This is a genomic window from Kribbella sp. NPDC051587, assembly GCF_044453945.1.
Taxonomy (GTDB): domain Bacteria; phylum Actinomycetota; class Actinomycetes; order Propionibacteriales; family Kribbellaceae; genus Kribbella.
On the sequence record NZ_JBITDE010000004.1, the window covers coordinates 432,106 to 444,636 of the forward strand.

The following is a 12,531-nucleotide window of genomic DNA, read 5'->3' on the forward strand; positions in this document are numbered from 1 at the left end:
GCCGGTGCCACTCCCGAGAGTAGCCGGGAGAATCCATCTGTCTCCGATTATCCCAGCTTTGGTGAAAGCGCACCCATCGGAGTGAGCCAGGTCGCGATTCTGGCCAGTCCACTGCCGATCCGCTGGACCGCGCTGAGCTTCTCCGGCAGGGCGTGTGGGAAGGAGTCGACCACCTTCCCGAGCGAGTCCGGCGGCAGGTCGCCGATCAGGGTGTAGACGATCCCACCCGACGACCAGACGACGTACGAGGGCATGCCGTAGCGGACGTAGACGCCGGGCGTTGCGGTCGGGGTGAAGCCGGCCACGGCGGCCGGGTCCAGGGCACCGCGCTGCTCGAACAAGGAGACGTTGAAGAGACCGTCGGAGTACGAGAACTGGAGTGAACCGTTGGTGGTGTCCCGGTGGATGTCGTACAGCTTGAGCGCCGCGGGCAGCTCAGGTGCGCAGACCCAGCCCTCGGCCCGGAGGCTGTCGGCCTTGCCGAGGCCGAGCGGCTCCACACCGCTCGGAGTCATCGGCGGCAGGTGCCCGATGAAGTCCGAGCTCTCGATCGCCAGATCGGTGAACACGGTCGCCCGGACCATCGTCTTGCCGTCCACGCTGAACAGCTGACGCTGCAGCAGCAGTCCGGTCGCCTTGTCGATCCAGAACCGCCCGGCGAGCGTCTGGTCGTCGCGCACCGCCTCGACCAGGATCGCCGTCCGCCCGATCAGCTCTAGGCAGCACTTGTAGACCAGCCTGTACGTCGCTTGCAGCAGCGAGAGCGGACCACCGTCGATCGAGGCCTCGGTGCTGGTCACGCGCTGGACGAACGCCTTGGCGCCCGGCGAGGACGCGGAGCCGACCACACTGATCTCTGAGCCCTGCGAGGCCGAATGCACGATGTCGAGCATCGCGGAGCTGGCACCCTGCGGTCCCCAGGCAGTGATGATCTGGGTGCCGTGGTACGAAACCTCGTTCGGCGCCGCCGCGGCCCGCTGGAGCGACGAGATGGCCTCCGGGGCGTCCTCGCGGTCGATCGCCGGGGCCGCGGTGGCAGGCAGAGGCAGGCCGATACCGATCAGTGCGGTGCTGACCAGAACGGCGAGCCGGTTGAGGCTCACTGATCAGCGCCCGGTCAGAGCCACCGGCTGCAGCGTCGAGCTGAACCCGTTGTAGGAGTTGAACGTCGACACAGGGTCCGCGAACGGCGTCCCACCGCTGGTGCTGGCGTGGTCGGACGAGAAGCTGGTCATCGGCGGCTGCAGCGACGGTGGCTGCTCCGACCGCGCCGGGTCCCCGACGACAAACGCCGTACCGAGAAGTGAAGCGACCGCGGCGGCGGAGCCGGCTGCGCTCAGCACGCCGGTACGGCGGCGCGAGCGGGTCGGCCGGGGTGCTCCCGGGCGACTGACGCCGGTGCGGGCCGCCGGGAAAGCGGAACGCTGCGGGAACAGAGTCGGGGCCGGTGTGAGCACCGGCCGGATCTCTTCACGCGGCTCGGTGGCGAACGACGAGACGCCCATCAGCCGCTGCATCAGGTCGGTGGACGGGTCCGGTGCCTCCAGGGCAGCCATCCGGGCCTTCAGCCGACGCTGGGCGTCCACCTCGGCGCGGCAGGTGTCACAGCCGACCAGGTGGCTCAGAACCTTGTCCCGCGAGTCATGGTCGAGTTGGCCGTCGACGACGGCACTCAGCTTGTCCATCGGGTGCTGAAGGGTCACCGCCACTCACCTCCGGAACTCTCACCGAGCAGTCCGTCCACGGAGGGACCGCTGATCCGGGTCTGGCCGGGCCGCGGGGCCCGGTGCTCCAGGTGCTTGCGCAGCATCGACCGGCCACGGTGGATCCGGCTGCGGACGGTGCCGAGCTTCACATCCAGTACGTCGGCGATCTCGTCGTACGTCATGCCCTCGATGTCGCAGAGCACCACGGCGGCGCGGAAGTCCTCCGGCAGCGAGTCCAGGGCGTCCTGGACGTCGTGGTCGAACAGCTCCGAGTTGAGCTTGTCGGCCGGGCCCTCGCCCTTGGCCGGCAGCCGGTCGTGCGCGTCGTCGGGCAGGCCGTCGAACCGGATCCGCTGCTTGCGGCGGGCACCGTCCAGGAACAGGTTGGTGGTGATCCGGTACAGCCAGCCCTCGAAGGTGCCGGGGGTGTACGACGACAGCGACCGGAAGACGCGGACGAAGACCTCTTGGGTGAGGTCCTCCGCGTCGTGCTTGTTGCCGGTCAGGCGGTAGGCCAGCCGGTAGACCCGGGCGGAGTGCGTGCGGACGATCTCGTCCCACGAGGGCAGCGTCTCCGGCACTGGCTGGCGCACGGACGCGAGCGACGTGTCGAGCGGCTTCACCGCGACGCCTCCCTGGGTCCTCTCGGCAATGAGCGTGAAGGCCATGGTGCCTCGGTCACCGTCCTCTGCGCACGTCGGGAACACCCGGGTTCGACCCTGAGATGCTGGTACGACGGCTCAACGCGGTGCTCCGGCCGGAAGTTCCCGGACAGTGCCTTCACCTACAAGACGCGCTGCGGGCCGATTCGGTTGAACCGACCACGGCCCGATCTTAGGTGGGGTTATCCCCCGCCCGACTTCGGGGGCTGGCCGGATACCGGCGGGGCGCCCGAGTTCATAGCGTTCTGGCATGAACTTCACCGCTCCCTGAGATCTGGACATCGGATCTCTCCTCGGTCACGCTATGCCTGATCGTGCTTGGAACCGCCAGAATTCCCGCAGGTTCGCACATAGTGAACCGATCTCTCCGAAAGGCCCGCCCATGCCTGAGCTGAGTCGACGCACCCTGCTCGCCGCCGCTGGCGGCACTGCGGCCTGGATGACCGCCGCGCCCGGCGCCTACGCCGCAGCACGACCGCCTGTCCTGCCGACCGTCAGCCCGAGCCGGATCGAGTACCGCGAGCCGGCCCGCGAGTGGGAGCCAGGAGCGCTCCCCATCGGCAACGGCCGGTTGGGCGCGATGCTGTTCGGTGGCGTGCAGCGGGACCGGATCCAGCTCAGCGAACAGAGCCTGTGGGGCGGGGTCAACAACTACGACAACGGGCTGGCCGGTGTCGACGACAACGCCTTCGACACCAGCATGACCGGCTTCGGCTCGTTCCGGAACTTCGGAGACCTGTACGTCGACCTGGGTGGCCGGCCGACCGAGCTCACTGCTCCGGGCGGTCCCTACGAGTCGTCGTCCAGCGAGACGGTCTCGCGGACGATCGACGGTCGCAGCGACACCAAGTGGTGCGTGATCTCGCCACCGGCGGCAGTGGTGTGGCAGCTAGCCTTGCGCACCCCCACGGCTGTCAACGGCTACTCGCTGACGAGTGCGAACGACGTACCGGCGCGGGATCCGCAGACGTGGGTGCTGGAGGGGTCGAACGACGAGCAGGCGTGGACTGCGCTCGACCGGCAGCAGCTGTCCGGGCCGTTCAACGGCCGGCTCGAGACCCGGCACTTCGGGATCACCACACCGGCGTCGTACGGGTTCTATCGCCTCACGTTCACGCCGGTGGCCGGTGTGAGTCACTTCCAGGTCGCGGAGATCGCGCTGGATGGCGTGGACCCGCAGGACACACCGCACTTCACGGAGTACCGGCGTTCGCTGGACCTGGTCAGTGGCGTGCACAGCGCTGAGCATGTCGACGACCGCGGAGTGCGGATTCGCCGGACGGCGTTCGCCAGCCGGGAGGACGACGTACTGGTCCTGCGGTATGTCGCCGACGGCGGCCGGTTGTCTGCACGGCTGTCGCTGCTGGCCGGTCAAGGCGCTGCCACGACAGCAGAGCGGGCGACACTCCGCTTCAACGGTGCCATGGGCAACGGTCTCCGGTACGCCGCCGAGGTGCAGGCCAAGGTCCGCGGCGGGACAACCGCCGTGGACGGCACCACCATCCAGGTGAACGATTGCCAGGAGCTGGTCCTCTACCTGGACGGCCGGACCGACTATGCCCTGTCCGCGGCTGCAGGTTGGCGAGGCGGCGACCCCACACCCGCCGTACGGCGATCTGTCGCGCGAGCTGTCTCCAAGGGTCCGGACGTCTTGCTCAAGCAGCACCAGCAGGCCTTCAGCGCGCGGATGCGACGGGTGTCCGTCGACTGGGGTACGACGGATCCAACAGTGGCCGCCTTGCCCACAGATGCCCGGCTGACCCGGTACGCCGATGGCGGCGCTGACCCGTCTTTGGAGCAGACCCTCTTCACCTACAGCCGTTACCTGCTGGCCTCCTGCTCACGCCCTGACGGTCTGCCCGCAAACCTGCAGGGCCTCTGGAACGACCAGGACCAGCCCGCCTGGGCCTCGGACTACCACACGAACATCAATGTGCAGATGAACTACTGGGGCGCGGAGACCACCGACCTGCCGGAGTCCCACGAGGCCCTGACCCGGTTCGTCGAGCAGGTTGCCGTACCGAGCCGGGTGGCGACCAGGCACGCCTTCGGCGCGGACACCCGAGGGTGGACAGCGCGAACCAGCCAGAGTGCCTTCGGCGGCAACTCCTGGCAGTGGAACACCGTCGCCAGCGCTTGGTACGCCCAGCACCTGTGGGAGCACTACGCCTTCACCCAGGACCGCGACTACCTGCAGCGGCACGCCTATCCGCTGATCAAGGAGATCTGCGAGTTCTGGGAGGACCGGCTGGTCGAGGACGCGTCGGGACACCTGGTGTCGCCGGACGGCTGGTCGCCGGAGCACGGTCCGCGTGAGGACGGCGTGATGTACGACCAGCAGATCATCTGGGACCTGTTCCAGAACTACCTCGACGCAGCGACCACGCTCTCCGTCGACGCGTCGTACCGGCGGACCATCGCCGACCTGCAGGCCAGGCTGGCGCCGAACAAGGTCGGCCGCTGGGGCCAGCTCCAGGAGTGGCAGACGGATCGCGACGACCCGGCCGACATCCATCGGCATACCTCACACCTGTTCGCCGTCTATCCCGGCCGCCAGATCACCCCGACCGGTACGCCGGCGCTCGCGGCTGCCGCGTTGGTGTCGCTCAAAGCGCGGTGCGGCGAGAAGGCCGGCGAGCCGTTCACTGCGGCCACGGTGTCCGGCGACAGCCGCCGGTCCTGGACCTGGCCGTGGCGGTGCGCCCTGTTCGCCCGCCTCGGTGACGGTGAGCGGGCGGCAATCATGGTGCGCGGCCTGCTGATGTTCAACACCCTGCCGAATCTGTTCGCCACGCATCCGCCGTTCCAGATCGACGGCAACCTCGGAGTGTCCGGGGCGATCGCGGAGGTCCTCCTACAGAGTCACGCCGGCGAGATCGCGCTGCTGCCCGCACTACCGCCCACCTGGGCGAAGGGCTCGTTCCGCGGCCTGCGCGCCCGCGGTGGCTACCGAGTCGACTGCACCTGGTCGGGCGGGCGCGTCCAGTCCTTCCGGATCACCGCCGACCGGACGTCCTCGCGCCGTCCCGTCCAGGTGCGAGTCAACGGCCGGCTCACCACAGTCACACCAGACCGCAGCTGACCCGAGCTGTGTGTGACATTCCTGAGGGGCATCGCATCGAAAGGGGTGACGCCAACCGAGGAGAACGATGCCGAAACGCAGTGGGTCGAGTCAGGAGCAGGAGTTCGAAGAGTTCGCGGTCGCGCGGGCTGCTCAGCTCTACCGCTCGGCGTGGTTGCTGTGCGGTAGCCACCATCAGGCGGAGGACCTCGTCCAGGAGACGCTCGCCAAGCTGTACGCACGGTGGCGACGGCCGTTCAGCCGGATCGACAACCCGGCGGCCTATGCGCAGACCACGCTGACCCGGACGTTCCTGGGTGGGAAGCGGCGCCGGAGCAGCGACGAGAAGCCGTACGCCGACGTACCGGAGCAGCTGGTCGACGATCCGGCAGCGACGGCCGACGTGCGGCTCGCGTTGCGGGCCCTGCTGGCCGAACTGGCACCGGCTGATCGCGTGGTGCTGGTGCTGCGCTACCTCGAGGACCTCAGTGTCGACGAGGTCGCCGACCGGATGGGTGCCTCACCGGGCGCGGTGCGCAACCGCAGCATGCGCGCACTCGAACGGATCCGCGGGCTGGCCGACGACTCACTGAGGATCGGAAAGGACTGACATGTACGACGACAACATCACCCCCGGCGACGAGCGGGTCTCGACCTTGTTCCACGACACAGCACGCGATGTCGAGGTGGACGTCGCGGCCCTGGTCAGCGGCGGAATCACCCGCGGCCGCGCCAAGCACCGCCTCCAAACAGCCGGTACGGCGTTCGCCGCCGCCGTCGGCGTGGTCGGTGTCGTAGGGGCAGCTCTGACCGTCGGACCTGGTCTCGGCAGTGGTGGAGTCGCTCCCGCGGGCGCTCCGGCCGTCTCTGCGAGCACTCCCACGCCGCTGGTTCCGCCGACCAGCAAACCCGTGCCACCGCCGGCCAACAAGCCGTCGGGCAAGCCGTCTGGTAAGCCCACCAACATCCCGCCGCCTCCGACCGCCGAGATCCCGGTCCGAGCAGCGAGCCTGCCCGGCACGTTCACGCAACTCTTCCCCGGCAAGATCACCCAGGCCGAGAAGCGCACCGGCCGGATCATCGACGACGGCAAGCAGAACCAGATCGCCCACTTCCTCTGGAAGGGCTATCTGACGACCGTCGCCTTCAGCGCCTACAGCGGCACCCCGGCCCAGCGCTGCGCGGAGATCAGCCGGCAGGGGCAGACCTGTGCCGCGCGCCCGGACGGCACGTTCCTGCTGTCGGACTCCGGGCAGGAGCCGGCGGTGGACGGCGGCGGCAGAGGCAACTCGGCCATGCTGATCACCAAGGACCACTACGAGATCTTCATCCAGTCCTACACCTACGGCCGCAAGGGCGGTCCCAACCTGTCCTCGCAGCCGCCGTTCAGCCAGGAGCAGCTCAAGCAGGCAGTCACCAGCAAGACCTGGTTCTAGCGATCATCCACGAGGCCCGGTCGTTCCAGCGGCCGGGCCTGACTGCGTTCAGGGCAGGATGACCGAGCGGGTCAGGCTGCGTGGCTGGTCCGGGTTCAGGCCGAGGGCGAGCGCCTTGGCGACGGCGACACGCTGGGCGACGACCAGTGAGGCCAGCGGGTCCAGCTCGGCGTGGTGCACGATCGTGGCGCCGGTGGCAGCGACGTCGTCGAGCAGACCGACCGGCGGCTCGCCGAAGATCCAGACGCCGCGACCGGGCTGCGCGATCGCGATCGGACCGTGCCGGTAGTCCATCGCCGGGTAGGCCTCGGTCCATGCCGACGCCGCCTCGCGCTGCTTCAGTGCCGCCTCGTGGGCCAGGCCGACGGTCCACCGGGTACCGACGTACGTGACCTGCTCCAGCTTGGCGAGCTCGTCCACATCGATGCTCAAAGCAGTCTGCGCATCCGCGGCCGCCTGCTCCAGATCCTGACCGAGCGATGCGCGCAGGAGCGCGAGCACGGTCGTCGCGAAGCGGGTTTGCACAACGGACTGCTCATCGGCGAAGTCGAGCATGATCGTCCGGTCGGCGAGCTCGACGATCGGCGAGCCGGGCGTCGCGGTGATCGCCACGGTCGGTACGTCGGTCGACCGGATCAGGTCGAGCACCTCGGTCGTCGTACCGGACCGGCTGATCACGACGATGACGTCGTACCCGCGGTCCTTGGGGAACTCCGAGCCGGCGAAGGCGTCGGTCTCGCCCTGGCCGAGGTCCTCGCGCAGGGCCGCGTAGGCCATCGCCATGAACCACGAGGTGCCGCAGCCGACGGCTGCAACACGCTGACCGGCGGTGGGCAATGCGTCACCGTACTGCGCGAAACTGCTGCCGACCTGACGCCAGAGTTCCGGCTGGGTGGCGATCTCCGCGGTCACGAAAGGGGTCTCATCGGGCGTCTGAGTCATGTCGTCTCCGGACTTGTCATGGTCGAAACTGCTCGAACGTGATCGAATGGTGCCAACCGGCCGCCATCCGGCTGACCGAAAGTGTGAAGGAGGAGCCCCGGGTGAAGCGTTATGAACGCCTCAACACCTTGCTCGAGTCGCTCGCCGAGAAGGGCGCCATCGACGTCGACGAACTCGCCGAGCAGTTGCATGTGTCCGCGGCGACGATCCGGCGCGACCTGGATCACCTGGGCAAGCAGCAACTCCTCACCCGGACCCGGGGCGGTGCCGTCGCCAACGCGGTGTCGTACGACCTGCCCTTGCGCTACAAAACTGCGCGTTTCGCTTCCGAGAAGCAGCGGATCGCGCAAGCCGCCGCCACGCTGGTTCGGCGCGGCATGGTGATCGGCATGAACGGCGGTACGACGATCTCCGAGGTGGCGCGCACGCTGGCGACCCGCCCGGAGCTGTCCGCCGAGCACGGTGAGCCGGCCTTCACGCTGGTGACCAACGCACTGAACATCGCCAACGAGCTGATCGTCCGGCCGCACGTGAAGATGGTGCTCACCGGCGGGGTGGCCCGGCCGCAGTCCTACGAGATGATCGGGCCGCTGTCGCACCGGATCCTGGCCGACCTGTCGCTGGACATCGCCTTCATCGGCGTCGACGGGATCGACGAGACCGGCGCCACCGCTCATCACGAGGGCGAGGCGAACATCAACCAGCTGATCGTCAGCCGGGCCGCCAAGGTCGTCGTGGTCGCCGACTCCTCGAAGCTCGGCCAGCGTGCCTTCGCCCGGATCTGCGAACTGAGCGAGATCGACACCCTCGTCACCGACGCCCAGGCCGAAGAAGGTCAGCTGACGATCTTCAAGGAAGCCGGCATCGACGTCATCCGCGCCTAGCAGCGTCATCTCGTCGTACCTCCTGTCCCTGGGAGAGCTCTGTCCGTGTACGACGATCATATCTGATCGCGGGCTGGTTGTAATGAGCAGGTTTGCGCAATCTCCGCGCGGGAGGCAGGGAAACGAGACTCAGTGCCGCTAGGCTTCTGGGCAGCATGAGCAGCGCAGCCGCAGAGAACCCTGCAGACCTACGGGAGGGCATCATCGCCACCGGCATCGACCCGACCTCCTGGGCGTACGCCGAGGACTACGTCGGTGAGGACGAAGTCGTCACCGGTGCTCGGGCGACCGCCGACGACTTCGGCGTGGCCGCGATCGGGCCTGGCGCGGCCGCCGCGCTCAGCCTGCTGGCCGCCACCGTCGGCGCCAAGGCCGTCGTCGAGATCGGTACCGGCACCGGCGTCTCCGGCCTGGCCCTGCTCCGCGGCATGCGCACCGACGGCACCCTGACCACGGTCGACCTGGACGCCGAGAACCAGCGCCTGGCACGCAAGACCTACCTCGACGCCGGCGTCACCTCGAACCGCTTCCGCCTGATCGCCGGCGCCGCCCTCGACGTCGTCACCCGTCTCACCGACGGCCACTACGACCTGGTCTTCTGCGACGCCGACCGCCGCGAGAACACGGCGTACCTGCACGAGGCCCTCCGCCTCCTGCGCCCCGGTGGCATCGTCGTGTTCGCCGGCCTCCTCACCGGAGCCCGCGTCCCCGACCCGGCCCACCGAGACCCCGACACCACCGCCCTGCGCGACCTCCTCCGCGCGGTCCGCGAAGACGACAACCTCGTCTCCGCCCTCCTCCCCACCTCTGACGGCCTCCTGGCCGCCACCAAACGCCTCAACTAACAAACGCGCCGCCCGGGCAACCGGACGGCGCGCTCACTGAGGCGTGGGCTCAGTTGTAGATCATGTAGAGGTTGAAGCCGCCGAGTTGACTGACCTCGCAGACCCAGCCGTCAGCTTTGCCGTTCGCCTCGATGCGGGCACCCTCACGGTCGCAGTCCTGCCCCGCGGCGAAGTGCCCCCGGTACTCGCGATGCCCCTCCGTCTGGGCAAAAGCTCCGGCCGCCGGAGCAATCGCCGCAGCGGCAGCGCCGAGGGCGAGAACAGCCATCAACTTACGCATGTATCGTCTCCCGAGTTAGCGGTCTAGTCCCGAAGGACCGTATCCACTGACCAGGTCACCCCCAGACGATCGTTTGAAACGATCGACCGATCAGTCGCCGGGGCAGTTGAGGTCGATGCGTTGCATCTGCTCGATGGAGCCGCCGTTGGGGTCGTGGTGGTCACCCCAGACCCAGCCGGTGTCGGTCGGGTCGTTGACGTAGAACGTTTCGCCGCGGTTCAGGTACTCGGTGAACTGACCGCCTGCCCAGATGAGCTTGGCGTGGTCCTTGTTCACGATGCAGGGGACGGCGTTCCTGGTGGCGTGGGCGTGGGCGTGGGCGGGGAGTGCGGTGAGCGCGGCGGCGGCGATGGGGAGCGCCGCGAGCGCGATGAGTCGTCGCATGAATCCTCCTCAAACTGGTCTGGTCCAGTGTGCGGAGGCAGGGAGTGGCGGGCGAACCCTTCGAGGCGACTCGAAGCCGGGCTTCGGGGTGGGCCGAAGGGCTACGTGGTGAGGCGGGCCAGTTCGGTGGCCAGGTCGTTGAAGGGGTCGGTGAGTGGGTCGATCAGCTCGTAGTGACCGCAGTCGGGGATGCGGTTGAAGCGAGCGGTCGGGTGCGCGGTGAAGTAGGACTCGCTGAGCTGCAGCGGTACGCGGGTGTCGTTGACACCGTGCAGGATCGACACCGACGCGATCGGGGCCGGGAGGTGCACAGGGTCCAGGTCGTTGCGGACGCCGCTGCCGATGAAGGCCTGTACGGCACTGTCGTCCAGCATCAACTGGTCAGCAAGCAGGAGGTCGGCGACCGGAGCCAGCGCGACCACGCCACGGAGGCGGACGGGGTTGAGCGTCGCAGCGGCCCACAGCGCCAACTGCCCACCCGCAGAGTGACCGACCAGCACATACCCGTCCTGTACGTCGATCAGGTCGGGGAGCGTATCGAGCGCCGTACGGATGTCTCCTGTGGTGATGTCTGGTTCACCAGGCACGCGGCGGTACTCGAGGGAGGCAACCGGCCAGCCGAGGTCGGCGAGCGCGGCGCCGAGCGGGCGGGCGTGCACGCGGTCGTACTCCGGGCGCCAGAAACCGCCGTGGACGTAGACGACCAGTGGCCGTGGGTTCTTCGCGTGCCAGTGGTCGATAACGTGGTCCGCGTGCTCGCCGTACCGGAGCTCCTCATCGGGCTCACGCGCCGAGCGGGTCAGTACCGATCGGTCCTCGCTCATTCAGACCTCCCGAGATAGGTCATCGCGTTCGTGGACAACAACTTCTGCTGCTGTTCCGCGGTCAGGAAGCCGGCTTTCCGCACCACCTCCCCGACCGGTCGCTCACCCAGTGGATAGGGGTAGTCACTGCCGACCAGTACCCGGTCTTCTCCCAAGGTATCGACAAGTAACCGTAAAGGCGCTGATTCGAACACCACTGTGTCGACGAAGAACCGCTGCAGATAGTGCGACGGTGGATGCTCCGAGCAACCACGCACGATGTCGCCGCGCCGGTTCCAGGCGTTCTCCAGCCGCCCGAGCCAGAACGCGAAACTCCCACCACCATGGGCGAAACAGATCCGCAGCGACTCCGGCAGTACGTCGAAGGCTCCGCCGAGGATCATCGCGATGATGGACAGATGTGTCTCGGCCGGCATGCCGGTCAGCCAGCGCGCCATCCACCGGTCCAGCCGCGGTCCACCCGGCATGTCCCACGGGTGCACGAGAACCGGCGTACCGGTCTCGGCACAGTGCTTGAGGAAGGCAACGATCCCGGCGTCGTCGAGATCCTTGTCGCCGACATGGTTGCCGATCTCAACACCCAGGTGCCCATTGGTCAGGCAGCGATCCAGCTCGGCGCAGGCGGCGTCCGGATCCTGCAGCGGCACTTGGCAGAACGGTACGAACCGCTCATCGCCGGTCAGCGTCTCGAGCGTGCGGTCGTTGAAGATCTTCGCCAGCTTGACCGCCTGATCCGCCGGCCGGTCGTACCCGAAGAACACCGGCGTCGGCGACACCACCTGCAGATCGATGCCATCGGCATCCATATCGTCCCGCCGTACGGCGGTGTCCCACGCCTGCGGTCCGACCGGGCGGAACTCGGTCTCGCCGACCATGATCATCGCGGCCCGCTCGGAGTCCACCCGCAACCACGGCCACCCCTCACCCCCACAGGCGGCCGCGAGATCCGGCCAGCCCTTGGGGACCAAGTGGGTGTGGACGTCTACAGCCACTCAGGCCTTGCCTGGGTGAACGGTGCCGCACGACGGGCAGGTGCGGGCTTGTTCGCTCTCGTAGAACGCGGCGAAGACCGGCGGCAGGTCGGCGACGATGTCGGTCACCTGGAGCTCGACCTCGTGCACGACCGCGCTGCACTCACCGCAGTACCAGCGGAACCTCTCCAGCGTGCCGGGCTCCCGGACCCGCTCGATCACCAGGCCGATCGAGTCCGGACCGCGCTGCGGCGAGTGCGGCATGTTCCGCGGCAGCACCCACATCTCCCCCGCGTTCACCTCGACGGTCTCCGGCCCGTCCTCGGTCATCACGTTGACCCGGAGCTCGCCCTTGATCTGGTAGAAGAACTCCTCGTACGGGTCGACGTGGAAGTCGGTGCGCTGATTGGGGCCGCCGACAACCATCGTGATGAAGTCGTCCCCGGTCGGGAACATCTGCTTGTTGCCGACCGGCGGCTTCAGCAGATGCTTGTTCTCCTCGATCCACTCCGGAAAGTTCGTCGCCTTCATGGGGT

The 12,531-nt window shown here is 68.1% G+C and carries 14 protein-coding genes; 5 read left to right on the forward strand and 9 right to left on the reverse strand.

Annotation, left to right across the window (positions count from 1 at the left end; genetic code table 11):
* Nucleotides 1-47: 47 nt before the first annotated feature.
* From ACIA49_RS17670 to sigE, 3 genes are read right to left on the reverse strand one after another with little or no spacing between them, the layout of a single operon-like run.
* The gene (locus ACIA49_RS17670; RefSeq protein WP_396378231.1) at nt 48-1,103 is read right to left on the reverse strand and encodes a transcriptional regulator; all 1,056 of its coding nucleotides are present in this window, start codon (nt 1,101-1,103) and stop codon (nt 48-50) included.
* A 3-nt stretch (nt 1,104-1,106) separates the two neighbouring features.
* A complete protein-coding gene (locus ACIA49_RS17675) occupies nt 1,107-1,703 on the reverse strand; it encodes an anti-sigma factor family protein (protein ID WP_396378232.1) in 597 nt (198 codons plus the stop codon).
* Entirely contained in the window at nt 1,700-2,374 is a 675-nt protein-coding gene (gene sigE / locus ACIA49_RS17680; RefSeq protein WP_396378233.1) for an RNA polymerase sigma factor SigE, read from the reverse strand. The genes ACIA49_RS17675 and sigE overlap by 4 nt, the downstream gene beginning before the upstream one ends.
* A 376-nt stretch (nt 2,375-2,750) precedes the next feature.
* On the opposite strand from sigE, the gene ACIA49_RS17685 reads away from it, so the two are divergent.
* The 3 genes from ACIA49_RS17685 to ACIA49_RS17695 all read left to right on the forward strand — a co-directional run bounded on the left by ACIA49_RS17685 (nt 2,751) and on the right by ACIA49_RS17695 (nt 6,865).
* On the forward strand, nt 2,751-5,450 hold the full coding sequence (locus tag ACIA49_RS17685) for a glycosyl hydrolase family 95 catalytic domain-containing protein (protein ID WP_396378234.1): 2,700 nt from the start codon (nt 2,751-2,753) through the stop codon (nt 5,448-5,450).
* A gap of 67 nt (nt 5,451-5,517) precedes the next feature.
* Entirely contained in the window at nt 5,518-6,039 is a 522-nt protein-coding gene (locus tag ACIA49_RS17690) for a SigE family RNA polymerase sigma factor (protein WP_396378235.1), read from the forward strand.
* A 1-nt stretch (nt 6,040) separates the two neighbouring features.
* Entirely contained in the window at nt 6,041-6,865 is an 825-nt protein-coding gene (locus tag ACIA49_RS17695) for a hypothetical protein (RefSeq protein ID WP_396378237.1), read from the forward strand.
* 48 nt (nt 6,866-6,913) lie between these two features.
* Here the strand turns inward: ACIA49_RS17695 and ACIA49_RS17700 are convergent, their stop codons facing one another.
* A complete protein-coding gene (locus tag ACIA49_RS17700; protein ID WP_396378238.1) occupies nt 6,914-7,807 on the reverse strand; it encodes an SIS domain-containing protein in 894 nt (297 codons plus the stop codon).
* A gap of 101 nt (nt 7,808-7,908) precedes the next feature.
* Between ACIA49_RS17700 and ACIA49_RS17705 the strand changes: the two genes are divergently transcribed.
* Together ACIA49_RS17705 and ACIA49_RS17710 are read left to right on the forward strand one after the other, a co-directional pair.
* Nucleotides 7,909-8,691 carry a DeoR/GlpR family DNA-binding transcription regulator gene (locus ACIA49_RS17705; protein WP_391546331.1) on the forward strand — a complete coding sequence of 261 codons (783 nt, stop codon included), beginning with the start codon at nt 7,909-7,911 and terminating at the stop codon, nt 8,689-8,691.
* A gap of 155 nt (nt 8,692-8,846) precedes the next feature.
* Entirely contained in the window at nt 8,847-9,536 is a 690-nt protein-coding gene (locus tag ACIA49_RS17710; protein ID WP_396378239.1) for an O-methyltransferase, read from the forward strand.
* A 49-nt stretch (nt 9,537-9,585) separates the two neighbouring features.
* Here ACIA49_RS17710 and ACIA49_RS17715 read toward each other — a convergent pair whose 3' ends face one another.
* The 5 genes from ACIA49_RS17715 to ACIA49_RS17735 all read right to left on the reverse strand — a co-directional run bounded on the left by ACIA49_RS17715 (nt 9,586) and on the right by ACIA49_RS17735 (nt 12,526).
* A complete protein-coding gene (locus ACIA49_RS17715) occupies nt 9,586-9,816 on the reverse strand; it encodes a hypothetical protein (RefSeq protein ID WP_396378240.1) in 231 nt (76 codons plus the stop codon).
* A gap of 90 nt (nt 9,817-9,906) precedes the next feature.
* Entirely contained in the window at nt 9,907-10,200 is a 294-nt protein-coding gene (locus ACIA49_RS17720; RefSeq protein ID WP_396378241.1) for a hypothetical protein, read from the reverse strand.
* 101 nt (nt 10,201-10,301) lie between these two features.
* Nucleotides 10,302-11,024, reverse strand: a complete 723-nt coding sequence (locus tag ACIA49_RS17725; RefSeq protein ID WP_396378242.1) for an alpha/beta hydrolase family protein — start codon at nt 11,022-11,024, stop codon at nt 10,302-10,304.
* Nucleotides 11,021-12,016 carry an amidohydrolase family protein gene (locus ACIA49_RS17730; protein WP_396378243.1) on the reverse strand — a complete coding sequence of 332 codons (996 nt, stop codon included), beginning with the start codon at nt 12,014-12,016 and terminating at the stop codon, nt 11,021-11,023. Before ACIA49_RS17730 ends, ACIA49_RS17725 begins: the two co-directional genes overlap by 4 nt.
* Nucleotides 12,017-12,526, reverse strand: coding sequence for a 3-hydroxyanthranilate 3,4-dioxygenase (locus ACIA49_RS17735; protein ID WP_396378244.1), 510 nt, complete (start codon nt 12,524-12,526; stop codon nt 12,017-12,019).
* Nucleotides 12,527-12,531: the final 5 nt, after the last annotated feature.